A 25219-nucleotide genomic window follows, 5' to 3' on the forward strand; every position below is an offset into this window, starting at 1 on the left:
ATATGTAACATATAAAAATGAAAATTCTGTCTATGCTATAAAAATATTTCTTTCTATTTATTATTTATATATAAATAATAAAAATTATCAAAAAAATATAATTTCATTTAAATAGTCAACTTTCAATAAATAAAGAATAAATTAATTTTAATAGAGATAAAAATACCAATAAAAAAAGTACAATGAATTTTTATATCTATAGGTATCAGTCAATACGTTTTGCGCGCTCAAAGTTCGATAATTCCGTTAAAATATATTAAAATTATAGGATTTAAGCCAATGCTCGCCCAACTCGAACTTCTTGCCAGCAAAATAGAACAGCTGATTTCTGTCAATCAACACTCACGTCAGCATAATGAAACCTTGCTTGCCGAACTAGAACTTACCAAGACCAAATGCGAAAATGCTCTAAAAAATGTCGAACAACTCTATCAAGAGCGGGATGCTTTGCGTCTAAACCGTGACCAACTCGCTAGAAAAATTAATGATGCTCATATCCGTCTGAGTACTATTCTAGAAGAACTTCAATCAATAACCAATCAGAATAGATAGACAGAGGATCTTCTTGGCGTTCCTATAGGAAAACATGACTATCAAGCAGCTCGAAGTCGAAATCTTAACTCAGTCATATAAGCTCGCGTGCCTACCAGAACATGAAGCCGATTTACGTTTGGCAGTATCCCGCCTAGATGCTGAAATGAGAAAAGTACGTGAAAGTACTGCCGTGCGTGGGATGGACCGCATTGCTGTTATAGCAGCTTTGTCACTAACATCCGAATTGCTTACTTTAGAAAAAAGTATTGTTACCGGACAGGCATTCCACACGGAAGAAATTCAGCATAGGATAAATGAAATGAATAATCGACTAGATTCGATACTTGATCAGTACCAACAATTTTGATTGGTATCCTAAAAAGAAAAATGTTCAGATTCGGCACATTAAATCTATGGGATATTTTCATAAAAAATTATTAACTTAAATTATTCTCGACCGACCACTAAACTTAAATTGAATTATTCATGCTGTAGTTCACAAAAGACAATAGGTCTGCTCATTTGAGTGACAACCCAATTGCAAAAGTATAAAAAGATAAAAAACAAGGAGATTACGGCTAAAGAAACCTAAAACTAAAACCACAAAATATCTCATCCCAATGCGTGAACCAATTCAGGCACAATGGTAAACAAATCTCCTACTAACCCATAATCAGCCACGGAGAAAATAGGCGCTTCTGGATCATTGTTGATTGCGACGATCACTTTCGAATCCTTCATCCCTGCCAAATGCTGAATCGCTCCCGAAATACCTATGGCAAAATATAGTTCTGGCGCAACAATTTTCCCCGTTTGACCAACTTGAAAATCGTTGGATACGTAACCTGCATCGACTGCCGCACGCGATGCACCCAAGGCCGCGCTAAGCTTTTCAGCCAAGGGCTTCAACACCTTATTATAGTTTTGATTAGAACCCAAACCACGTCCACCAGACACAACGATCTTGGCTGAAGTTAGCTCCGGATGGTCAAGCTTCGTTACTTCACGCCAAAGAAATTGCGAAAAACCACTATCGCTGACCGGTAGCAACATTTCCACCGAAGCATTCCCTCCTATTTCTAAAGTAGGTTCAAAACCTGTACTTCGCACAGTGATCACTTTTACACGATCAATGCTTTGCACTGTGGCAATTGCATTGCCAGTATAGATAGGTCGTTCAAATGTATCCGCTGTATTGATTTTTGTGATATCCGAGATCTGTGCTACATCCAAAAGTGCCGCCACCCGCGGAAGAATGTTCTTACCATATGATGTCGCCGGTGCAAGGATATGGGTATAACCTTCGGCAATAGCCACCACTTGCAGAGCAATATTCTCGGCCAAGCCATCACCAAGATGCAGCGCATCGGCCAGCAGCACTTGCTTAACTCCTACAATTTTCGTTGCAGCATCCGCCACGATACGTGCACCAAAACCTGCAATCAGTACATGTATAGGAGCATCTAATTGCAGCGCTGCCGTAATGGTATGCAACGTCGAAGCCTTAATTGACTGATTATCATGTTCAGCCAACACCAAAATTTTTCTGGAATCATCACTCATTTCATCTCTCCTAGAGTACTTTGGCTTCATTTTTTAATTTTTCTACCAGAGTGGTCACATCTGGCACTTTTATTGTCACCCTATCCTTCAATGGTTCAGAAATTTTGAGGATCTTTAGACGGGAAGTTACATCCACCGATAAATCTGCTAGCTTAAGGATATCCAATCTCTTCTTCTTCGCCTTCATGAGGTTTGGCAAAGTTATATAACGAGGTTCATTCAAACGTAAATCGGTTGTAATGACCGCTGGCAAGGACAAGGACAAGGTTTCCAAACCGCCATCAACTTCACGTGTAACTTGCACACGATCATTTGAAATAATGACCTTCGACGCGAAAGTAGCTTGTGGCAATTTAGCCAATGCCGCTAACATTTGACCGGTTTGGTTTGAATCATCGTCGATCGCTTGCTTGCCCAAAAGCACCAATTTTGGTTCTTCCCGAATCACAAGTACTGTCAATAGTTTAGCTACAGCCAAAGGCTCTAATTCTTCGTCTGATTCGATTAAGATTGCTCGATCAGCACCTATCGCCAAGGCCATACGCAACGTTTCCTGCACCTGCGCAACACCAACTGATACCGCAATGATTTCCGTTGCTATGCCATCTTCCTTCAAACGAACAGCTTCTTCCATGGCAATTTCGTCAAACGGATTCATTGACATTTTCAAATTTGCATTTTCAATGCCACTACCATCGCCTTTTACGCGAACCTTAATATTGCAATCCACCACACGCTTCACTGAGACAAGTATTTTCATGTATCGTCGCTCCAAAAATTACGTCTGTTCTATTAGGTTGCATTTATGACTACAAAAAATAAAACGTGCGTTATAGGCTGACAACCCATAAATACCAACCAGCCATCTCACGAAACCTCGAACGATCTTAACATTCTAATATAATACTTACAGCTAACCGTATTACTATAGGCAACAACATCACCATAGCTAAGCTACACTGGAAACCCACTAATCATTAGAGCATCACCATGGACGTTCAAAAAAAGTACTCACAACAACGTATTACCGACATTCGGTTTTGGACGCCTTCACTCTTGTCCATTAAAACGGAACGCCCTGCCGCATTGCAATTTATTGCTGGTCAATTCGTTCCTCTTGGTTTGCCAAAAGAGGATGGCAGTCTAATCTGGCGCGCATATTCTTTCGTCTCTGGACCTACTGACGATCATTTGGAGTTCTACTCGATTATCGCTCCCGACGGAGAATTCAGCCCACAGCTAGCGACTCTGAAAGTCGGTGATATGCTCTTGGTTGAACACAATGCATATGGTTTCTTGACACTCGAGCGTTTCACTGGCGGTCAAGATTTGTGGATGATGGCAACTGGTACCGGGCTTGCACCATTCATCTCGATATTAAGAGACCCCATAGTATGGTCTAGATTTCAACACATTTTTATCGTACATAGTGCACGACATGCACAAGATCTCACTTACGCTGATCTTCTCACACATTTTCAGCACGACAAAATAGACCCGGTACACCTCGGCAAACTTCATTACATTCCCACTCTAACACGTGAAGAAGCCCCCGGTATGCTCCATGGACGCATCACCACATTGCTTTCAAATGGTGTACTTGAACGCACCGCCAAAACAACACTAAATCACGAAAATTCACGCATCATGGTGTGTGGCAATCCAGAGATGGTAAAGGACACGCGGAAATTATTGACAAAAGCTGGCTATACCGTCAGCCGAACAGCAACACCAGGTCCCCTCGTGTTAGAAAATCAGTGGAAACCCATTGCTACTGCCTAAAAAGCTAAATTAACCGCCCTCCATAAAGAGGTAAAATAAGATGAAACACACAAAGTCTCACCTCAATATATTTTTATCAGTATTTTTACTATCGAGATAGGCAGCACAATCATAAAATACCTTCTCTCTTTCGGGAGCATATCGTTCTATGCTCTTTAGAAAAAAATAGTTTAGAAAATTGCTACAAAACTCAACCTATCGGTTGAGGAATCGCAGTCGCCCTTAACTATATACTTACAGCCGCGCAGAACAAAGCGATCCAATCAGGATATAGTAAAGTCCATTTGCGGAGATGAAAATGGAGATAGAGAAAGCATATTTCAGAAGAGCAACTCATAGTTTTTTTGAACAAAACCGAGACAGAAATATCCCTCAAAAAATACTCCTTCAGGGATCTGAACTATTAACAGATACGAAACAACTCGCAGCATGCAATACGAACGATAACCGATATAAATCATCCATTCTGCGAGATTGCATGGTCAAAGCAAATCCATTAGAGTTGCCAAACATTAGCCTAACCATCTCTCGCAAGTTTATACATCTATTGCATTTGGTGATGATCAACGTAATCACTTTGACAGTCACCACACCTGCCTTAGCTAAATCAGATATGTATGAGAAACTCGTTTCTACGATTTTTGAAGAAGAGGTTAGACCAAATCGCTATGCCAATCGATCAGAGGTTGATGCGTTCATCAACGAACTTGTTATCCATGAAGATTTTGATCGCGCCACGCTGAAAAAAATATTTGCACAGACAGTATTCTCAGAAACCACTGCGAAACTAGTCGCACCACCCTCCACAACCGCCAAGAAAAATTGGCAAGCATACCAATCGCGATTTCTCGACAGCACACGCATCAATAATGGTGTGCGCTTTTGGAATGAAAACTCAGCCGCGTTGGCTCGCGCATCTCAAATATTTGGTGTACCGGAAGAAATTATCGTTGCCATCATCGGCGTTGAAACAATCTACGGCCGTCATATGGGAAATTTTCGAATACTAGATACACTCACAACACTCGCATTCGACTATCCACCAGCACCCAACCGTTCGAGACGAATGACCCTGTTTCGCAACGAGCTTGCCAACCTGCTGATCTACGCACGTGAGCAACACATCGACCCATTTTCGCTGTATGGTTCCTACGCCGGTGCCATAGGTATTCCTCAATTCATGCCATCTAGCATCCGGGCATATGCTATTGATTTTAGCGGAGATAGAAAAATCAATTTAACAAGGAATGTCAGCGATGCCATCGGCAGTGTCGGCAACTTTCTCAAGATGCATGGTTGGGAAACCAAAAGGCCCATCGTCTGGCATATTTCACCAGACCTCAATAGCCAGCGTATAGCAGAAAAGGGCGCAGATGGTCAACCTGACCCTCACCACAAGCTAGAAAATTTCATCAAGATAGGTTTACTAATAAACGAGCCGAAGCTTAATCTCAGCACAGAACTAAATACACCCATTCTAATCGTCGATTTACCTACTCCAAATCAGCCAACAGAGTACCGAATCGGTTTAAAAAACTTTTCCGTGCTTACCCGTTATAACCGAAGTTTCTTCTACGCAATGGCCGTCTACGACCTCAGTGAAGCAATCAAAGCCGCACGCAGAAATTAAAGGCACTCATTTTTAGGCCACTCTCACCGCATGTATCTCAACTATTATTCTGGAATTTATTGGCATAAACCTAATTATGTTATCGTTAAAGAATGCTAGCGGCAGCGATACGCGTAATAATTGTATCAATTTGGGACAAGCTCTACGTGATCAACAGATGTACTGAGCTGCCAAATTTACCAACCACAATCATGATCCCACAAGATCAACACATAAAAAAAGTATCCCAGAACGACATGGGAGTACTAGCAATACCCTAAGTAGAGAGCACTAGCACATTTCAGAAGCAGCTCCTTTGGGGAGCAATGGATTTTGTTTAGCAACTAGTGAAGCAGATTCTATAACTATAGAAAGTCTCTTAAGAGTAATAGGACAACCACCGAGATTTTCTCGATAACGCTACACACATACAAACAGTTTGTTGGAGATGATACAAAAGCATCGCCTGCCACAAGCACTTGAGAGTCCCCAGTTGTTTCTAGCATTGGCCTAGTGCGATAACGACCTTCTATGTCATACAACATGAGACACCCATCGTCCCGCTCACAGTGCTTGTGCTCATTTATGCCTTGCGTGATGTATTGCATGCACGACCGACGGCATGGTACTCAATGCCTAACTTATACATCAGAGTCGGATCGTAAAGATTACGCCCGTCGAAAATCAATGGTAACTTCAATTCCGATTTGACCCGTTCAAAATCTGGACTACGGAATGCTTTCCATTCTGTAACAATCACCAGTGCATCTGCACCTACCAGGGCATCGTTTTGCGACAAACAAAATTCAATACGCGCATAAGCATCTGGAGAATCTGCGAAATCAAGTGAAATGACACGGCGAGCTTCCTCCATTGAAACTGGATCATACACTTTGACACGGGCGCCACGAGCAATAAGTTCAGAGATCACTCGGCGGCTTGGCGCTTCCCTCATATCTTCGGTATTCGGTTTAAATGCTAGCCCCCAAAGCGCAAACGTGTGATGAGAGAGATCTTGACAAAAACGATCTACTATCTTGGTAATCAAAATTTCCTTTTGTAAATTATTGACCGTTGCCACTGCCTCTAAAATACGCAGTGGCAAACCGTGATGCGAAGCTGTGCGTATCAATGCCTGCACATCCTTTGGGAAACACGAACCACCGTAGCCACACCCTGCATACAAGAAATGATAACCAATTCGTTGATCGGAGCCAATTCCTTGTCGAACGTGCTCAATATCAGCACCAATACGGTCTGCCAAATTCGCCAGTTCGTTCATAAATGAAATGCGTGTCGCTAACATGGCATTTGCCGCATATTTAGTAAATTCAGCGGAACGCACATCCATATAAAGCGTACGTTCATGATTACGATTGAAAGGAGCATATAAGCGCTGCATAGTCGCTTTGGCACGTTGCCCAGGAATATCCTCATCACTCCCCAATACAATACGATCCGGGCGCATAAAATCGTCGACCGCAGCTCCTTCTTTTAAAAATTCTGGATTTGAGATAACGGAAAACTCAATGTCTACATGTCGCGTTTTCAATTCTTCGGCAATCACTCTACGAACACAATCGGCAGTCCCCACCGGGACTGTCGATTTATCTACCACCACTTTATAGTTCGTAGCATAACGACCAATATTACGCGCAGCATCAATAACATATCGTAGATCAGCTGAACCAACTGCATCCGGAGGTGTGCCAACGGCAATGAATTGCACTTCGCCATGGGCTACTGAAGCCTGAATATCGGTCGAAAATTGTAAACGCCCGACTTTCGTGTTCCGCGCAATCATTTCCTGCAATCCGGGCTCGTGAATTGGCAAACCGCCATTATTTAAAATGTCTATCTTAATAGGATTAATATCTAGACAAAATACATCATTGCCGATTTCAGCCAAACATGCACCCGTGACAAGACCAACATATCCAGTACCAATAATCGTGACTTTCATAATATTTTATCAAATAATGGATCAGAAGCTGGCTGTTATAGAGCTCCGACGAGGCGTGTACGTCTCCCAAAAATTACAGCTAGGGCACTGCCAATAGAATAAACGGGCACGGAAACCACAATAACTACAAACGTAACGGGGCAATAATTTGGTGCGTTGGCAAACCAATTGGGACATTAATTGCAAATCAGACTGAAACTCACCACCTGTGCTCTCAAGCGAATGTGACTCAAGCAACTTCATCATACCTTTCTCACTAGGTACTAGCTGCATGCTTTCACGTATTAATGCAAGCGCAGCAGCTTCCCCATACAACACTTTCGTCTTTTCATAGAGAATTTCTAGCAAATCGTCCGACGGATGTCTAAACAACGCCGCTCGTAAAACTGCAATACCTTCAGAAATACGACCCAAAGCCTCATAAGCTTGTATCATTCGTTTGGCAGCAAGTCCTAAATAAATAGGATTTTGCTGTTCAATGTGACTCAATGTCCGTAATGCACCCTCCGCATCTCCCATACTCAATAAAAAATCACCCTGCTGTAATATCGCACGTATATTCGTGGGATTCACTTGCAAAGCAGTTGCAAGCTCATGAGCGACAGTACTCATATCCTTACGTTGCCTTGCCTCTTGCGCGAGCTCACAATGAAATTGTGCGATCTCCTTTCGATAGGAAATAGAAAAATCTTGCTTGGTAAGCTGTTGGGCTACGTCAATCGCCTTCTGCCATTCCTTCTCCATCTGATAAATAGTCAACACACTCTGCTGAGCAGCTTTTGAGAAATTTCCAATATGTAAACGGCTAAAAGCCTCCTCAGCACGATCAAGCAATCCAGCCTTGAGAAAATCATGCCCCAGCTCAAAGAGTGCATGTGCTTGATCATTAGGCAATAGATCCTCGCGAGATAGTAAATTCTGATGCAAGCGAATAGCACGTTCCGTCTCACCACGACGACGAAATAAGCTTCCTAGAGCAAAATGAAGCTCTATCGTCTCTGGAGCAAGTTTTGCAACCTCGATGAAAGCATCGATGGCCTTATCCGGCTGCTCATTAAGCAAGAAATTAAGACCACGAAAATATGAGCTCGGCAGACTTCGGCTCTCCGAGAGTAATGTACGCAGATCAAAACGAGCGGCAACCCAGCCCATGCCGAAAATTATAGGAATGGCAAGCAGCCACCAACCTTCAAATTCCATGATATCCTTACATTCGTTTTCGTCTAAATAGAGAAACTCATAGAAAAAAATGTGAGTGCAGTACTTTTTAGGTAATTGAAAAAATCGATAGCGGTTCAGTAATTTCAGAACTTCGCTCTGCCTTTACTAAGGGTTTTGACGTAGATCTACCCGGCAACGTATCAAGCTAGGCAATATAGCAAACACCCCGATAACACAGCAAACGACAAAAAATATCAGACCAAATATGATAAACGGTACTTTCAATCTATAATCAACAAGAAGATTCAACGTGATTTCATTCGTATTAACTAACGAAAAACCTAATAGAAATACGAAAATCACGAGTCGAACAATCCAAAAAATCAATTTCACGAAAAAACTCCTGCAGCAAAATGGCCAGGTATTGTGAAGGAGATACATAGAGAATTAATTCGGAGGTCCAAAGCATCAAACTATGCACTTCGGCCATTGTAGCGGATGTATTGCAAAATATTATCTGCAGTTAAAAAGAAAGTCTCACCTCGATTTGAACAGCTATTAATACTTCAATTACCTATTTTTAATCTCCAAACGAAAAAGAAGCGCCTTCTGGCACTTCTTTCTGACAAGCGAACAGGAAGAGGAGAAATACTCACATTTCATCAATGTAATGACTAGGTAAAAATCACCTCGCCAATTTATCGAAAAACTCAGAATTGAGATTGTATAAGTATTCTCCTAAATCCTAGTGATTCTGGCTATCTAGCTTAGCCTTTAGCAAGGCACCCAAATTGGTAGTACCGCTAGCAGCAGAGCTGTCTGATGCCATTTTGCTGATAACTTCTTTTTGTTCAGCCGAATCCTTTGCCTTAATCGATAGATTAATATTACGTGACTTGCGATCGATATTTACAATCATTGCGTTGATAGGATCTCCTTCCTTCAAAATATTGCAAGCATCTTCAACTCGTTCATGAGTAAGTTCCGAAGCACGCAGATAACCTTCAACATCGTTATCCAGTGCGATGACAGCACCTTTCGGATCGACAGTTTTAACAATACCGTTGACTACAGATCCCTTATCATTGATCGCCACGAAGTTATTAAATGGATCACCTTCGAGCTGTTTAATCCCCAACGAGATACGCTCTTTTTCGACATCAATTCCCAAGACTATGGCTTCGACTTCGTCACCTTTCTTGAACTTGCGAACAGTATCTTCTCCGGTATCACTCCAAGATAGGTCTGACAAGTGAACCAATCCATCAATACCACCTGGCAGTCCGATAAAGATGCCAAAGTCCGTAATCGACTTGATTGCGCCTGAAATCTTGTCTCCCTTATTAAAATTACGTGAAAAATCATCCCAAGGATTAGGCTTACACTGTTTCATACCAAGGCTGATACGACGACGGTCTTCATCGATTTCCAAGACCATAACTTCGCACTCGTCACCTAATTGGACAACCTTTGTTGGGGCAACATTTTTATTGGTCCAGTCCATTTCTGAGACATGAACTAAACCTTCAATTCCGGACTCAACTTCAACAAATGCACCGTAGTCTGTTATATTTGTAACCTTACCGAACAAGCGAGTACCTTGCGGATAGCGACGTGCAATTCCCTCCCAGGGATCATCACCAAGTTGCTTAACGCCTAGGGAAACACGACCCTTATCTTGATCAAACTTAAGAACCTTGGCAGTGACTTCTTGACCAACTGATAGCACTTCGCTAGGGTGACGAACACGTCTCCATGCAATATCGGTGATATGCAACAGGCCATCAATACCACCAAGATCAACGAATGCACCGTAATCAGTTATGTTCTTGACAACGCCTTTGAATATCGCGCCTTCTTTAATGGTTTCCAACAGCTTTACACGCTCTTCGCCTTGAGTTGCTTCGATGACAGCACGCCGTGACAGCACCACATTGTTACGCTTTCGATCCAACTTGATAACACGAAATTCGAGAGTCTTGCCTTCATATGGCGTCGTATCCTTCACCGGTCGCGTATCGACCAATGAACCAGGAAGAAACGCACGGATGCCATTAACCATAACGGTCAAACCACCCTTAACCTTGCCTGTAATTGTACCAGTCACCAACTCACAGGAATCGAGGGCTTTTTCTAGATGAAGCCAAGACGCCAAACGCTTAGCCTTATCACGTGATAAAACAGTGTCGCCATAGCCATTTTCAAGAGCATCAATCGCCACGGAAACAAAATCACCAGCCTCAACCTCAACCTCGCCCTGATCATTCAGGAATTCTTCGAGAGGGATATACGCTTCGGACTTCAATCCGGCGTTAACGACCACAAAATTGTGGTCGACACGCATCACTTCAGCACTGATAACTTCACCAGCACGCATGTCTTGGCAAGACAGTGACTCTTCAAAAAGAGCCGCAAAAGATTCATTAGTCAAAGTTTGCAGGTCGGACATAAATGTGTGTTACACCACTGCACGACATCGTTAACGCCATTAACATCCAGTAACCTAGAATAGGAGACAATGTCGCGACAATGGAAGAAAAGGTTTAAAAAAAGTTAACAAATTAGTCTATAAAAACACGATCTCAACATCGGGTCTAGACGGGTTCCAATCAAACAGCTTACAATTACCTTACTTGCGAAAACCAACCCAACACCTGAGTCACCGTCTGTTCGATAGTAAACTCGGAAGTATCGAGCACTCGCGCACCTTCTGCCGGCCTAAGCGGCGCTTCAGACCGATTACGATCTCGGTCATCGCGAACCCCTAGGTCAATCAGAACATTACGAATAGTAGTAGAAAAACCTCTCTCTATCAATTGCTTGTACCGCCGCTGCGCACGTGTCCGCGGTGTTGCTGTTAGAAACACTTTCAAATCAGCTTCTGGAAATACAATCGTACCCATATCTCGACCATCTGCAACCAGCCCCGGTGGAATTTTGAATGTTCGTTGCAAATCCGACAACGCAGCACGCAACGTAGGATGGATAGCGATAGCAGAAGCACGATTGCCAAGCGCTTCAACGCGAATTATATCAGTCACATCCTCACTAGATAGTAGGATACGTTCATTTTCAAAATGAATGTCAAGTTTTTTGGCTAAAGCAGCAAGTGCGCTAAAATTTTCGGGATCAATACCGTGACGCACACTTGCCAACGCAGTCAATCGATATATCGCCCCACTATCCAGATAGTGGAAACCTAGCACTTTGGCTAAGTGCTTCGCTATGGTTCCTTTACCAGACGCAGTCGGCCCGTCAATAGTGATAATTGGGATAAAATTATTCAATATCAAATCCGACACCCGATAGATAGTCCTAATCATTTCATTCGTCTAAAAAATGTCTCTTGATGAATAGACCTCATTTCAAGAAGTACACATTACTCAAACGTATATCATCACACAAAACAAAAATACTGTTCATGATCACGAAAACCAATCAATCACATAATTTAGCTCACTACTCCCCAAGATAACATCCTTCACTCTCATCACTGCCTCAGCGACAACATCCACTCATCACAAAAATCCAATGTCATGAAGCATAGGTTTTCAACTCACAACATAACTTACGGATTAAAACTCAAAAAAATCAGCATTATCTTGTCCTCTAATAAATTTCAACGGACAATGTCCTGGAATGCCCTAAAGTAATCGGGAAATGTCTTAGCCACGCACTGAGGATCTTTAATCGTCACAGCGACACCAATAAGACTCACCAGTGAAAAACACATCGCCATTCGATGATCATCATAGGTATCAATAATAGCGTTCGAGGTCAATCTATCGGGGGGCATCACGCGCAAATAGTCAGAGCCCTCTTCAACTGTTGCTCCGACTTTACGTAATTCTGTCGCCATTGCTGTTAAGCGATCCGTTTCTTTCACACGCCAACTGCCAATATTGCGTAGTGTTGTAGTGCCTTCAGCGCAAAGTGCCAAAATCGCAATCGTCATCGCAGCATCAGGAATGTGATTAACATCCATATCAATGGCTTTAAGCTTTCTGTTCGCCAACATGATACCCTGAACTTCAATGGCATCATTCTCCAATACAATCCGCGCACCCATAACTTCGAGTACCTCGGTAAAACGAATGTCTCCCTGAATGCTATTACGTCCCACACCCTCTACGCGTAGGGGCCCTTCCCCAATGACACCTGCCGCAAGGAAATACGAAGCTGAGGACGCATCTCCTTCAACGAAGATATCACCTGGACTACGATAAACTGGTCCATCAGGTCTGGCGGCAGGCAATATAAAACGTGATCCACACTCCTCTTCTCGAACATCAATACCGAAACGGCGCAGTAACTTCAAAGTGATATCAATATAAGGCTTTGAGATCAATTGACCTTCAACCTCAACAACGATCTCGCCACTGGACGATGGGAGAAGCGGCAACGTCATTAACAAAGCAGTCAAAAATTGGCTTGAGACAGATCCACGCACCTTAATCGGTCTATTCACAATAGATATCCGAGAAGAATGGATACGTAGTGGTAGAAAACCATCATTGCCAAAATAATCTATCCTTGCACCTAGTTGACGCAGACCATCAACCAAATCGCCAATAGGACGCTCATGCATCCGTGCAATGCCTGACAACTCATAATCGCCGCCATTAAGAGCCAGAACTGCTGTTAACGGACGAACCGCTGTACCAGCATTACCCATAAACAATTTTGCAGCCTTGACAGGAAAATTTCCTCCACAACCATCGACAATGACATCCGAAAACTCATCTTTCTGCATCCAATTCACGCCCAATGCGCGCAATGCATCAAGCATGACGCGTGTGTCGTCAGAAGCCAGCACGCCACGCACACGCGTTTGACCTCTGCTCAACGCCGAAAGCAACAAAACGCGATTAGAAATGCTTTTCGATCCAGGTAAACGAATTATACCTTGAGCGTGCTCATACGGCCCGAGATTGAGAGTGTTCATGGTTTTTCCTGTTGCTTTGCCCACTGCATCCGTGTTTGACTAGCGCGCGTGAAAATCTTCTCAAGACAATCGCCATTACCTGCATCAATCAACGTACGTAGCATTCCTAGTGTCCTGAGATAAGCATCGATTTCATGCAACAATGCATCACGATTAGCAATACAAATGTCACGCCACATCTCCGGATTCGATGCAGCAATTCGAGTGAAATCACGAAATCCGCCACCAGCAAAATCAAACTTCAGAGATGCGGCTGGCGTATCAAGTATTTGCGCAACCAATGCGTAAGATAAGACATGCGGCAAATGACTCACCGCAGCAAAGATACCATCGTGCTGCGATGCGCTCATCTCGCAAACCTCTGCGCCAGCCATATGCCACATCGAGCGAACTCGTGCGACGTCCTGAATACGATTTTCAGACTGGGGGCATAACACAACACGGCGATTAACATAGAGATCTGCCTTTGCTGCATCAACACCACTTAACTCGCCACCCGCAATCGGATGTCCTGGTACGAAACGCCATGCAGCATCTCCTAGTGCACTCCGTGCTGCTGAAACGGCGTCACTCTTAGTGCTACCTACATCCGTCACAATTGCCTCACCATGCAGATAGGGAGCAATTTTCTTTAATAAAATAGGTGTTTGAGCGACGGGTGCAGCTAACAAGATAATATCTACATTCTGCACCGCCTGCGAAACATCTACCGTTGCAGAATCAATGATACCCAACGACAAAGCTCGTGTGAGCGACGTTGAATAACGTTCAACGCCAACAATATGATCGACTCCTTGCGCCATTTTCAATGCACGCGCGAGAGAACCGCCAATGAGTCCTACGCCAAAAATGGCGAGCTTACTAATTTTCATGCTTCGTTCACGCAGCTCACGGCAGTACTACGCCAAAAGTTGTTATTCTTTTACTCATTGGATACTACTGTTGAAATACAGGTATTGGAAATCTCAATTCGCACGGGGATATGATCCAAGAATCTTGTAATAGGCGGCATGATGCTGCAATTCTTCTAAGGCCGCAGCAACGTTCAAATCGTTGCGATGCCCTTCTATATCAACATAGAAGAAATACTCCCATGCCCCACTTTTAGCAGGTCGTGATTCAAAACGTGTCATGGAGACACCATGACGAGCTAATGGTTCAAGCAAAGCCACCACAGCTCCCGCACGATTTGGTACAGACAAAATAAGTGATGTTTGATCATAGCCAGTAGCTTCAGGATCAAGAACACCAATTACGACAAAACGGGTACGATTATGCGGGTCATCCTGAATATGTGAATATGCAATCTGTAAGCCATATTGAATGGCTGCTGCATCACCAGCAATCGCGCCGATAGTAGCATCTTTCGCTGCCAACCGCGCCCCTTCAGCATTACTTGAGACAGCTTGGCGGTCAAGATGAGAATAATGTGCTGTCAACCAATGCTGACATTGCGCAAGTGATTGCGCATGCGCACAAATGCGCATAACACCATCAAGATTTCCACTTTGGGTCATTAAATTATGATGAATCGGCAAAGCTATTTCACCACTTATACTAAGTGGGCTTTGCAACAATAAATCTAGCGTACGCGAGACTACACCTTCCGTCGAATTCTCAACCGGGATTACACCGAAATCAGCACCCCCAGCCTCAACACTGCGAAAAACTTCATCAAGCGATGGACATGGTCTCCCTATCATACTTTGACCAAAGTATGATAGGGCAGCCTGCTCACTATACGTACCCACAGGTCCCAAATAAACTACCGTCGATGCCTTTTCTAGCGCACGGCTTGCTGACATGATTTCTCGCCAAATCGCAGCGAGGTTATCACCAAACAATGGACCAGCATTGGACTTCTGCAACCGTGATATAACTTGGAACTCGCGCTCAGGTCGAAATACCGAGGCACCAAAACGCTTCTTAACTTCGCCCACCTCAAGTGCTATCGAAGCACGCGCATTCAGTAATTGCAATAATTGCTCGTCGATAGAGTCAATTTTGTCACGTAATGGGCGCAACGATACATTCAGATCGTTTTTCATAATTTTTTGTGTGTTACGAATATGTATACGTCCATGCATCGAAATCGTGCGCAAACCCTTTAAATTTATGTATGTGATGCTTTACATTTCATTAGCCATGAATGCGTTCAAAATCCCGAAGGTAATCAACGAGTGCCTGGACACCGGCCAGTGGCATTGCATTGTAAATGGAAGCACGTACCCCGCCCACTGAGCTGTGTCCATTCAGCTGCAATAGTCCATATGACTCTGCACCTGCAAAAAATTTATCATTTAGTGCATCATCATGCAAAAAGAAGGGCACGTTCATACGCGAGCGGCAATCTTTCTCTACGAAAGTACAGTAAAAGTTACTACTATCAAGGTAACCATACAACAATTGAGCTTTAGCGACATTCTGCTTTTCCATCGCCTTTAGCCCACCATTACGCTTCAACCACTCAAAAACAAGCCCTGCAATATAGATTGCATACGTCGGCGGCGTGTTATACATTGAATTATTCTCAGCCACAGTTTTCCAAGTAAACACTGACGGACAAATAGGCAAAGCACGGTCAAGCAAATCCTCACGAACAATCACAAATGTCATTCCAGACGGCCCGATATTTTTCTGTGCGCCACCGTACATAACACCAAACTTCGAAACGTCCATTGGACGAGAGAGAATGTGCGACGATACATCCGCTACAAGTGGAACCTCTGGCAAACCAACACCTGGCAAATCAGGCTCCCAAAAATACTCTACCCCATGGATCGTCTCATTTGTACAAATATGAATATATGCAGGATCTTGCGAAAGTTTCCATTCTTCCTGTCGTGGCAAGTGTGTGAAATGCCGGCCTTCGCTAGATGCCGCAATATTTACATTGCAATAACGACGCGCTTCTTTTTGGGATTTATCGGACCAAAAACCAGTTACAATATAGTCAGCAATCGGAGGTGTTTCTGCACAATATCCAAGCAAATTCATAGGAATGATTGCATTCTCTGCAACAGCTCCCCCTTGCATGAAAAGAATTTTATAGTTATCTGGCACCATGAGCAGTTCACGCAGATCATCCTGTGCCTGATTAAGGATGCTCATGAACGCCTTGCCGCGATGACTCATTTCCATCACACCCATGCCAGTACCACACCAATCCAGCATTTCCTCAGCAGCTTGCTCGAGCACCTCCAAGGGTAAGGTTCCCGGACCAGGCGAAAAATTGAAACCACGTTTCATAGCAATATACAAAAAATGAAGCGAAAAATACCCACCTCAACGCAGAAGTTTCTCGTTTCACTTTTTGTGAAGGATGAACAGAACATCACAACAACTTTTCAAAAATAAGATGAGAGAATATCTGCAACAAAACGGCAATGGCGCTTGAGAACTCTGAAAACGACCATTACCGTTCATCTAAAATTTAGAAAGAAAATCACTTCTTACCGAAATCTTTCCAAGTACCAGTCTTACCTATATTGGCGACATCTTTACTTGCAATATCACGCGTTGCCTTAACTGCTTGCGGCATGTACTTTTGCATTAAGTTTCCCATCACCTCTTGACCAACCTGATCCTGCACCTTGATGTACTTCTGCCCAACCGAACTCTTGTAAAATGCAGTCAATGCCTTGATTTCGTCCGTCGTGTAGAATTTACCATAGGCAGTGTACTGAGCTTGGATGGCATCATTCTTAAAACCGTCTGAAGAAAAGACTTTTCCAGCCTGATCTACCAGTTTCGGTATTACATCCTGTTGTAACCTTGGGACAGAATCCTTCTTCTGCTGGTCCGTCATAACTTTATCTTCAATCAGAGCCTGTTCAAGGATAGCTGGAACCATCTGCTTAGACTGTTGCTTCGCACCTTCACCGATGGCAGCAACTATTTTATTAGCATCAATCGCATTCAACAAATCCTTAATAGCTGCTTTCTTATCAATCTCCGACAAGGCACTTTGTTGAGCCAAAGCCATAACTGGGACTCCAAAGAGTAGCCATATGCATTTCTTGACGTTTTTTTGCATAGTATAAGTCACTCCAAAATTTTTTAAAAAATCCATAATAAATATATTACTGCGTAAAAACCACCATATCTGGCTAAATTCTACTGATTTTACAAGAAGTGTTCATTGGAAACTTACAGCGATTTACAATTCTGGTGGATCAACTTTCTCTCGACCCAGGATATTTCCACTATTTTCGTCAACTTCAGTGTCTGTTTCGACGATGCGCTGCAACCCCGACAATGTCGTACCTTTATCCAAGTTAATCAAAATTACTCCCTGTGTGACCCTTTTCATTTCTCGAATTTCTACAACGCGTGTACGAATCAATACACCGCCGGTAGTAATGAGCATAATCTCATCATCCGGATCAACAAGTGTAGCTGCGACCACACGGCCATTACGCTCACTCGTTTGAATAGCAATCATACCCTTAGTACCACGGCCGTGACGTGTGTACTCGGTAATTGATGTGCGTTTTCCATAACCATTTTCCGTCGCCGTCAGCACTGATTGTTGCTCATTCTCAGCGACTAGAAGAGCAATCACCTGCTGCGAAGAGTCAAGTTGCATTCCTCGCACACCACGTGCCTCACGCCCCATTGGGCGAACGTCGTTTTCGTTAAAACGTACTGCCTTACCAGAATCTGAAAATAACATAACGTCATGATCACCATCTGTAATAGCTGCACCGATCAAAACATCATCATCATCAAGATTGACTGCGATGATACCCTTCTTAAGGGGACGACGAAAAGCTTCGAGTGGCGTCTTTTTCACCGTACCAAGGCTTGTCGCCATGAAAACATAACGATCCGTGGAATATTCTTTGATTGGTAGAACCACATTAATCTTCTCGCCATTCATCAACGGAAACATATTGACGATCGGTCGACCACGGGAATTCCGTGAACCCTGTGGCACCTCATAGACCTTAATCCAATATACACGCCCACGGTTCGAAAAACACAATATCGTGTCATGCGTATTGGCAATGAACAACGTATCAATCCAGTCATCCCCCTTGGTTGTGGCCGCTTGCTTACCACGGCCACCACGCTTCTGGGCACGATATTCGCACAGTGGCATCGATTTAATATAACCGGAGTGCGACAAAGTGACTACCATATCCTGAGGCGTAATCAAGTCTTCTGTATCAAGTTCGGTCGAATTGTATTCAATGTGCGAACGGCGCACATCACCAAACTCTGCACGTACAGCCTTGAGTTCTTCACCAATAAGCACCGCAACGCGTTCAGGTTTAGAAAGTATGTCGAGCAACTCGGTAATCTGATCCATCACTTCTTTATATTCCAAAAGGATCTTATCCTGCTCCAAGGAAGTCAGACGTTGCAAACGCATCTGCAAAATCTCTTGTGCCTGGGTTTCAGAAAGACGGTATAGGCCATCGAGCTGTATTCCAAGAGCAGGGTCCAACCCTTGCGGACGAAAGGCCATACGAGCTTGTTTTGTATCAACTTCTGAGCGCACCAACATTTCACGTACAACTGAGGAATCCCATGACCTTTCCATCAAAGCCAACTTAGCAATCGGAGGCGTCTGCGATGCTTTAATAATCGCAATAGATTCATCAATGTTCGCAAGAATTACCGCTAAGCCTTCAAGTACATGACCACGATCTCGCGCACGACGCAACTCGAAAATGGTACGCCGTGTGATCACTTCACGGCGATGTTCCAAAAAATGGGTAAGCATTGAACTCAGGTTCAGCAGCTTTGGTTCACCATCAACCAATGCGACCATGTTCATGCCGAAAGTGTCCTGTAATTGCGTATGCTTGTACAAGTTATTCAGCACAACTTCAGGCACCTCACTACGCTTGAGCTCGATAACCACCCGCATACCGTTCTTATCGGACTCGTCTCGAATATCGGAAATTCCTTCTAACCGTTTCTGATTCACCAACTCAGCAATCCGCTCAAGCAGCGAACGCTTGTTCACCTGGTATGGCAATTCGTCAACGATAATAGCAATGCGCTGACCACGATCGATTTCTTCGAAATGTGTCTTAGCACGCATTACAATACGCCCACGGCCTGTGCGATATCCTTCGCGCACACCAGAAACCCCGTAAATGATACCGGCAGTTGGAAAATCCGGCGCGGGTATTATCTCGATGAGTTCATCAATCGATGAATCGGGAAACTTGAGAACATGCAAACACGCGTCAACTAACTCGTTGAGATTATGTGGAGGGATATTTGTGGCCATGCCTACAGCAATCCCTGAAGAACCATTAAGCAACAGATTTGGGATTCTCGAAGGCAAAATGACCGGCTCTTTTTCACTTCCATCGTAATTCGGCCAGAAATCGACGGTTTCACGGTCAATATCAGCCAGCAACTCATGGCCAACCTTCGCCATGCGAATTTCCGTATATCGCATGGCCGCAGCATTATCACCATCAACCGAACCAAAATTACCCTGACCATCAATCAACATATAACGGAGAGAAAAATCTTGTGCCATCCGAACTATTGTGTCGTAAACAGAAACATCCCCGTGCGGATGATATTTACCGATCACATCACCAACAATACGAGCAGATTTCTTATAAGCCCGATTCCAGTGATTGTTCAGTTCGTGCATAGCAAATAAGACACGCCGGTGGACCGGTTTCAAACCATCTCGGACATCTGGCAAAGCGCGGCCAACAATCACGCTCATGGCGTAACTAAGGTATGACTGGCGCATTTCTTCTTCAAGCGAAATCGGGAGCGTTTCTTTTGCGAACTTGTCCATTATCCGTATCTATAAAACGCAAATCGCAACAGGCAAGTACTGCCTAGTAGTGAAAATATTTTTTGATTCTAACATGAGCCATCATTCAATCCGAAATCTTGACGATTTATCTTATAAAACCAATATGGAAGATAAAAAATGGTAAAAAATTCTCGAGTAAAAATAGAAGGTCCGATTTAATCAGATACGTTGTTTAAAAGCAACAACAAAGCAATGGCCAACAGATATTCTTGTTTTTTCTTACGACGAATCAATATGACAAAATCGCAAGGTATAATTCCAACCCACTCTAAGTATTTTTGCACCGACCTTGGCATACTTTTGCCCATGCTATACTTTGGGTGGTGTAAGTAAGACCTTTAGTTTCGTCGTTTAGGCTCGCAGTCACCCTGCAGCAATCTCATTTCGAGAGGAAAAAATGAATAAATTCCCTAAGCTCGCGATCGTTGCAGCTACCGCAGTGATGGCCACATCCACGATGGCTAAAAACCATATCCAAAAAGTCTCAGGTCCAGTCCCAGTCTCCCAACAGTCAATCAACGGCAACTGGGTGAATGGTGGCGAAGAGCAAGTATGGAAGAACGGTATGGACGAACTGTGCTGGCGTGACAGTTCGTGGACTCCGGGAACATCAAATGCCAAGTGCGATGGATCGTTCATCACACAAGCACCAAAACCGACTCCTGTACTGGTTCGTGCACCTATCGTTCCAACAAGCCACAAGGTCACATATCAAGCTGACGCATTATTCGATTTTGACAAAGCTATCTTAAGCTTGGAAGGTAAAGCAAAACTAGACGATCTAGTCTTGAAAATTCGGGATGTGGACTTGGAAGTTATCGTTGCCACAGGTCATACTGACCAGATCGGCAGTGATAAGTACAACGACCATCTATCGATCCGCCGCGCTGAAAGCGTCAAGGCCTATCTATTGAGTCAAGGCATCGACAGCAACCGTGTGTACACAGAAGGAAAGGGAAAACGTAACCCAGTTATCACAGAAGACTGTAATGGTCTTGTAAAGACTAAACTGAAAGCCTGCTTATCGCCGAACCGTCGCGTAGAAGTTGAAGTTGTCGGGACTAGTAAGTAGATTGTTTAGTGACGATTTCAAAAAAACCCGCTTCGGCGGGTTTTTCTTTGACTACCTTATACTGCGTAGTAGAGGTAGTCATCTGCTCTCGATAATACAAAGTCTTCCTCAATAGAGCTTTTTATTCCACATTCATGATCTGCGGTTCCACTTCTTATAGTGTCCCTACCATAATAAGGTTCGGTTACTCTGCATCTGAACGTGAGTAACAAGATATTCTTTAAACTGGGATGAAGTACAATTTACTTTCGGCAGCAGTTTATCGAAACCAAGAAAGACTGTGGTCTCCATTAGGAGAAATCGCAACTCTTCTAAAGGAAATCTGCCATAGTGGCCCGCACCCCTACATGTTTGTAGTCTATCTCTGCATTGCTGAGATGGCACTAAGTTACTCTTCAGTCGATAAATTTTCTTGACGGATAGTTGCATCCAAATCAGCCAAAGTCGTAAACTTACAATGAGTAAAAATTCTTTTCTCACTATCAAAAAAATTTACTAGAATACAGTTCAGAGGGGAAAAACATAGAAAAAATATATCTTTTCGAATCCATTGAAAGAATAAAGAAATTAACACTCGTACTCGTAAACATTGCCTCTTATGTTATTGCTCGAGAAGGATTTCGATGTGCTAAAAATAACATCCAGATACCTGCCAGCAACATCGGCAAAGAAAGCCACTGTCCCATAGACAATCCAAAAAGCAACAATCCCAGAAAATTATCGGGCTCTCGCGTAAATTCAACAAGCAAGCGAAATGTCCCGTAACCCATCAAGAATAGCCCTGAAACTGCACCCACCGGACGTCGGTACAAAGCAAAAAACCATAAAATCAGAAATAATACAATCCCCTCCAGCGCTACTTCGTAAAGTTGTGAGGGATGACGTGGCAACCCGTGGTACTGTATCCATACCGACTGCAGCACCTCTAAATCAATTAATGATTTAGTATGTGCTCCTATCCATAACATATCATCCTGTGCTGCCTGCGGAAATAACATCGCCCACGGAGCTGTAGGATGTGTGACTCGTCCCCATAACTCTCCATTGATAAAATTACCAAATCGACCAGCTGCCAATCCCAACGGGATCAATGGAGCGATCATATCCATACCCATCAACCATGATTGATCACGCTTTCGCATGACCCAGTACATGGCCACTAACACCCCGATAAATCCACCATGAAATGACATCCCACCTTCCCATACTTTCAAAATACTCAGTGGATTTTGGAGATAATCAGATAACTTATAAAAAATCACGTAGCCAAGGCGACCACCGAGCAGTACTCCGAGTACACCATAGAACAACATGTCATCCAGATCCTCTACTCGCCAGTTTTGTATCTGCATGTGCGATTGACGAATACGCAAACGCCCAAGTGTCAAAAATATAAGGAATGCGACCAAGTACATCAAACCATACCAGCGAATCTCTATTGGACCAAAATAGATCGCAATAGGATCAAATTGAGGATGAATCAACATAAATCATAAAATGGAATATCAGATAAAAATTCCAGTACCGCTTATTTTCCGACCTTACGGCCAAAAATTAGATTTGCTATCACCTATAGTGCTTGTAACGATAAACTTCGATATCAAACATCTGTTGATGTAATAGCAAAAATATCACAGCACTGCACACTATTTTGAGGAATCCATTGAATTGAAGATGACCTCAGGAGGGTACAAAAAACAAAATGCTAGCACCTATCAATATCACTGGAAATTCATATCACCTTCGGTAACAGTTGATAGATCATAAAGTTGTCAGGATACCGAGATTTTTTGGCGCACATAATTGATTGATCTAGACAATTTTCCATCGTTATTCGGCTGCTGTAACAATATTAAATTCATTATTACATAGTCATGTTATGCAAAACATGGACAAAAATCATACCTCTTCAAGGACTCCAAAAAACTAAGGAAGTTGACAAAACTCCTGCCATATTTCGAAATTTCATATGAGTTGAATAATATATTTGACAAGTCGATAAGGAAAGACGATTCTTGCTTTCCTGAAAATATGCGCCGTCCGCAGGCGCGCCCCTTGAAACGAAGGAGATTGTCATGGTTTCTTACAACCGCCGCTCACGCAACATCACGCAAGGTGTGGCGCGTTCACCCAATCGCTCAATGTATTACGCTTTGGGTTATCAAGAAAAAGATTTCGATAATCCTATGATTGGTGTGGCCAATGGTCATTCAACCATTACACCTTGTAATGCAGGTTTACAACGCTTAACAGACGCCGCTGTAGCTGCAATCAAAGAGTCCAATGCCAATGCTCAAACCTTTGGTACACCGACGATTTCAGATGGAATGTCTATGGGCACAGAAGGCATGAAGTATTCTCTCGTCTCACGTGAAGTCATTGCGGATTGTATTGAAACAGCCGTACAGGGCCAATGGATGGACGGCATCATCGCGATCGGCGGATGTGATAAAAATATGCCTGGAGGTATGATAGCGTTAGCACGTATCAATGTACCTGGTATCTACGTCTACGGCGGCACAATCAAACCAGGCCAGTGGAAAGGTCGTGATCTTACTATTGTTTCATCGTTCGAAGCTGTTGGAGAATTCAGTGCTGGCCGAATGACTGAATTCGATTTCAAAGGTATCGAGAAAAATGCCTGCCCAACCTCAGGATCTTGTGGTGGCATGTACACAGCGAATACGATGAGCTCATCCTTCGAAGCACTGGGCATGTCACTATTGTATTCATCAACTATGGCAAATCCAGATCAAGAAAAGATCGATTCTGCAAGAGAGTCTGCGCGTGTGCTCATCGAAGCTGTCAAAAAAAACCTGAAGCCGCGCGATATTATCACGAAGAAATCCATTGAGAATGCGGTATCACTCATAATGGCCACGGGTGGTTCGACCAATGCAGTACTGCATTTTCTCGCTATCGCACACGCTGCGGAAGTCGAATGGAGCATTGACGATTTTGAACGCATCCGTCGGCGCGTTCCCGTCATTTGTGATTTAAAACCATCAGGGCAATTTGTCGCTACAGATCTACATAAGGCAGGAGGTATCCCGCAAGTGATGAAAATCTTACTCGACGCAGGCCTTTTACATGGCGATTGTATAACGATTACTGGTCGCACGATCGAGGAAGAACTATCACATGTTCCATCAGTGCCACGTATAGACCAAAGGGTTATATATCCAATTTCTAATGCTCTCTACAAAGAGGGACATCTCGCAATCCTGAAAGGTAATCTTGCCCCAGATGGAGCCGTTGCGAAAATCACTGGATTGAAGAATCCTGTTATTACTGGCCCAGCACGTGTATTCGACGATGAGCAAAGCGCAATGAGTGCCATTCTTGCAGATAAAATCCAAGCTAACGACGTAATTGTCCTTCGTTATCTTGGCCCACAAGGAGGTCCGGGCATGCCGGAGATGTTGGCACCAACGTCAGCCATCATCGGTAAAGGCTTGGGAGAATCAGTCGGGCTCATCACCGATGGACGTTTTTCAGGTGGCACCTGGGGAATGGTAGTTGGTCATGTTGCTCCGGAAGCTTTTGTTGGCGGAAACATTGCGCTGGTTCAAGAAGGAGATATGATAACAATTGATGCCCATCAATTGTTATTACAATTAAATGTTCCGGATGAGGAACTTATACGTCGCAGGGCGGTATGGAAAAAACCTTCTCCACGTTATACGAGAGGTGTGTTAGCCAAATACGCCGCATTGGCACAACCAGCCAACAAGGGTGCAGTCACAGGATAATAATATACATAAGATTTCTCTAGCATTATCTAATGAGTT

At 43.5% G+C, this 25219-nt stretch carries 20 protein-coding genes; 6 read left to right on the forward strand and 14 right to left on the reverse strand.

Annotated elements, in window-relative coordinates; all coding sequences use genetic code 11:
* Positions 1–279 precede the first annotated feature (279 nt).
* Both BZL35_RS02235 and BZL35_RS02240 read left to right on the forward strand, forming a co-directional pair.
* Entirely contained in the window at positions 280–552 is a 273-nt protein-coding gene (locus tag BZL35_RS02235) for an ATPase (protein ID WP_106182477.1), read from the forward strand.
* 34 nt (positions 553–586) lie between these two features.
* On the forward strand, positions 587–901 hold the full coding sequence (locus BZL35_RS02240) for a cell division protein ZapA (protein ID WP_106182480.1): 315 nt from the start codon (positions 587–589) through the stop codon (positions 899–901).
* Positions 902–1146: 245 nt separating this feature from the next.
* On the opposite strand, the gene BZL35_RS02245 is transcribed toward BZL35_RS02240, so the two are convergent.
* Together BZL35_RS02245 and BZL35_RS02250 are read right to left on the reverse strand one after the other, a co-directional pair.
* Positions 1147–2097 (reverse strand): electron transfer flavoprotein subunit alpha/FixB family protein, encoded by a 951-nt coding sequence (locus BZL35_RS02245; RefSeq protein WP_106182482.1) that lies wholly within the window; start codon positions 2095–2097, stop codon positions 1147–1149.
* 10 nt (positions 2098–2107) lie between these two features.
* Positions 2108–2857 carry an electron transfer flavoprotein subunit beta/FixA family protein gene (locus BZL35_RS02250; RefSeq protein ID WP_106182485.1) on the reverse strand — a complete coding sequence of 250 codons (750 nt, stop codon included), beginning with the start codon at positions 2855–2857 and terminating at the stop codon, positions 2108–2110.
* Between the two features lie 230 nt (positions 2858–3087).
* Between BZL35_RS02250 and BZL35_RS02255 the strand changes: the two genes are divergently transcribed.
* Together BZL35_RS02255 and mltB are read left to right on the forward strand one after the other, a co-directional pair.
* Entirely contained in the window at positions 3088–3879 is a 792-nt protein-coding gene (locus BZL35_RS02255) for a ferredoxin--NADP reductase (RefSeq protein WP_106182487.1), read from the forward strand.
* A gap of 478 nt (positions 3880–4357) precedes the next feature.
* Positions 4358–5509 (forward strand): lytic murein transglycosylase B, encoded by a 1152-nt coding sequence (gene mltB, locus BZL35_RS02260; RefSeq protein ID WP_106182490.1) that lies wholly within the window; start codon positions 4358–4360, stop codon positions 5507–5509.
* A gap of 344 nt (positions 5510–5853) precedes the next feature.
* Here mltB and BZL35_RS04985 read toward each other — a convergent pair whose 3' ends face one another.
* From BZL35_RS04985 to gyrA, 11 genes are all read right to left on the reverse strand, one after another.
* Positions 5854–6033 carry a hypothetical protein gene (locus BZL35_RS04985; protein ID WP_146128572.1) on the reverse strand — a complete coding sequence of 60 codons (180 nt, stop codon included), beginning with the start codon at positions 6031–6033 and terminating at the stop codon, positions 5854–5856.
* 38 nt (positions 6034–6071) lie between these two features.
* Positions 6072–7451: a UDP-glucose dehydrogenase family protein gene (locus BZL35_RS02265; protein ID WP_106182492.1), complete on the reverse strand. Its 1380-nt coding sequence runs from the start codon at positions 7449–7451 to the stop codon at positions 6072–6074.
* Positions 7452–7472: 21 nt separating this feature from the next.
* The gene (gene lapB / locus BZL35_RS02270) at positions 7473–8651 is read right to left on the reverse strand and encodes a lipopolysaccharide assembly protein LapB (protein ID WP_106182494.1); all 1179 of its coding nucleotides are present in this window, start codon (positions 8649–8651) and stop codon (positions 7473–7475) included.
* Positions 8652–9357: 706 nt separating this feature from the next.
* Complete coding sequence (gene rpsA, locus BZL35_RS02280; protein ID WP_106182500.1) at positions 9358–11061, reverse strand: 30S ribosomal protein S1; 1704 nt, start codon at positions 11059–11061, stop codon at positions 9358–9360.
* Positions 11062–11236: 175 nt separating this feature from the next.
* On the reverse strand, positions 11237–11914 hold the full coding sequence (gene cmk, locus BZL35_RS02285) for a (d)CMP kinase (protein ID WP_420837019.1): 678 nt from the start codon (positions 11912–11914) through the stop codon (positions 11237–11239).
* A gap of 317 nt (positions 11915–12231) precedes the next feature.
* Entirely contained in the window at positions 12232–13557 is a 1326-nt protein-coding gene (gene aroA / locus BZL35_RS02290) for a 3-phosphoshikimate 1-carboxyvinyltransferase (RefSeq protein WP_106182504.1), read from the reverse strand.
* Positions 13554–14429, reverse strand: coding sequence for a prephenate dehydrogenase (locus tag BZL35_RS02295; protein WP_106182507.1), 876 nt, complete (start codon positions 14427–14429; stop codon positions 13554–13556). Before BZL35_RS02295 ends, aroA begins: the two co-directional genes overlap by 4 nt.
* Before the next feature lie 93 nt (positions 14430–14522).
* A complete protein-coding gene (gene pheA / locus BZL35_RS02300) occupies positions 14523–15605 on the reverse strand; it encodes a prephenate dehydratase (RefSeq protein WP_106182856.1) in 1083 nt (360 codons plus the stop codon).
* A gap of 91 nt (positions 15606–15696) precedes the next feature.
* Complete coding sequence (gene serC / locus BZL35_RS02305; RefSeq protein ID WP_106182509.1) at positions 15697–16806, reverse strand: 3-phosphoserine/phosphohydroxythreonine transaminase; 1110 nt, start codon at positions 16804–16806, stop codon at positions 15697–15699.
* Between the two features lie 196 nt (positions 16807–17002).
* Positions 17003–17593 (reverse strand): DUF2059 domain-containing protein, encoded by a 591-nt coding sequence (locus BZL35_RS02310; RefSeq protein WP_106182857.1) that lies wholly within the window; start codon positions 17591–17593, stop codon positions 17003–17005.
* Positions 17594–17716: 123 nt separating this feature from the next.
* Positions 17717–20335, reverse strand: a complete 2619-nt coding sequence (gene gyrA, locus BZL35_RS02315; protein WP_106182512.1) for a DNA gyrase subunit A — start codon at positions 20333–20335, stop codon at positions 17717–17719.
* 418 nt (positions 20336–20753) lie between these two features.
* Between gyrA and ompA the strand changes: the two genes are divergently transcribed.
* The gene (gene ompA / locus BZL35_RS02320; RefSeq protein WP_106182515.1) at positions 20754–21428 is read left to right on the forward strand and encodes an outer membrane protein OmpA; all 675 of its coding nucleotides are present in this window, start codon (positions 20754–20756) and stop codon (positions 21426–21428) included.
* Positions 21429–22024: 596 nt separating this feature from the next.
* Here ompA and lgt read toward each other — a convergent pair.
* Positions 22025–22915: a prolipoprotein diacylglyceryl transferase gene (lgt, locus tag BZL35_RS02325; protein WP_106182517.1), complete on the reverse strand. Its 891-nt coding sequence runs from the start codon at positions 22913–22915 to the stop codon at positions 22025–22027.
* A 588-nt stretch (positions 22916–23503) separates the two neighbouring features.
* Here lgt and ilvD point away from each other — a divergent pair.
* A complete protein-coding gene (gene ilvD, locus BZL35_RS02330) occupies positions 23504–25180 on the forward strand; it encodes a dihydroxy-acid dehydratase (protein ID WP_106182520.1) in 1677 nt (558 codons plus the stop codon).
* Positions 25181–25219: the final 39 nt, after the last annotated feature.

The organism is Candidatus Pandoraea novymonadis (assembly GCF_003004665.1).
In the GTDB taxonomy this organism is placed as follows: Bacteria; Pseudomonadota; Gammaproteobacteria; order Burkholderiales; family Burkholderiaceae; genus Pandoraea; species Pandoraea novymonadis.

Coding starts and splice junctions, on each gene's coding strand:
- BZL35_RS02235 (WP_106182477.1), top strand. CDS start 280: ATGCTCGCCCAACTCGAACTTCTTGCCAGCAAAATAGAACAGCTGATT.
- BZL35_RS02240 (WP_106182480.1), top strand. CDS start 587: ATGACTATCAAGCAGCTCGAAGTCGAAATCTTAACTCAGTCATATAAG.
- BZL35_RS02245 (WP_106182482.1), bottom strand. CDS start 2,097: ATGAGTGATGATTCCAGAAAAATTTTGGTGTTGGCTGAACATGATAAT.
- BZL35_RS02250 (WP_106182485.1), bottom strand. CDS start 2,857: ATGAAAATACTTGTCTCAGTGAAGCGTGTGGTGGATTGCAATATTAAG.
- BZL35_RS02255 (WP_106182487.1), top strand. CDS start 3,088: ATGGACGTTCAAAAAAAGTACTCACAACAACGTATTACCGACATTCGG.
- mltB (WP_106182490.1), top strand. CDS start 4,358: ATGGTCAAAGCAAATCCATTAGAGTTGCCAAACATTAGCCTAACCATC.
- BZL35_RS04985 (WP_146128572.1), bottom strand. CDS start 6,033: ATGTTGTATGACATAGAAGGTCGTTATCGCACTAGGCCAATGCTAGAA.
- BZL35_RS02265 (WP_106182492.1), bottom strand. CDS start 7,451: ATGAAAGTCACGATTATTGGTACTGGATATGTTGGTCTTGTCACGGGT.
- lapB (WP_106182494.1), bottom strand. CDS start 8,651: ATGGAATTTGAAGGTTGGTGGCTGCTTGCCATTCCTATAATTTTCGGC.
- rpsA (WP_106182500.1), bottom strand. CDS start 11,061: ATGTCCGACCTGCAAACTTTGACTAATGAATCTTTTGCGGCTCTTTTT.
- aroA (WP_106182504.1), bottom strand. CDS start 13,557: ATGAACACTCTCAATCTCGGGCCGTATGAGCACGCTCAAGGTATAATT.
- BZL35_RS02295 (WP_106182507.1), bottom strand. CDS start 14,429: ATGAAAATTAGTAAGCTCGCCATTTTTGGCGTAGGACTCATTGGCGGT.
- pheA (WP_106182856.1), bottom strand. CDS start 15,605: ATGAAAAACGATCTGAATGTATCGTTGCGCCCATTACGTGACAAAATT.
- serC (WP_106182509.1), bottom strand. CDS start 16,806: ATGAAACGTGGTTTCAATTTTTCGCCTGGTCCGGGAACCTTACCCTTG.
- BZL35_RS02310 (WP_106182857.1), bottom strand. CDS start 17,593: ATGCAAAAAAACGTCAAGAAATGCATATGGCTACTCTTTGGAGTCCCA.
- gyrA (WP_106182512.1), bottom strand. CDS start 20,335: ATGGACAAGTTCGCAAAAGAAACGCTCCCGATTTCGCTTGAAGAAGAA.
- ompA (WP_106182515.1), top strand. CDS start 20,754: ATGAATAAATTCCCTAAGCTCGCGATCGTTGCAGCTACCGCAGTGATG.
- lgt (WP_106182517.1), bottom strand. CDS start 22,915: ATGTTGATTCATCCTCAATTTGATCCTATTGCGATCTATTTTGGTCCA.
- ilvD (WP_106182520.1), top strand. CDS start 23,504: ATGGTTTCTTACAACCGCCGCTCACGCAACATCACGCAAGGTGTGGCG.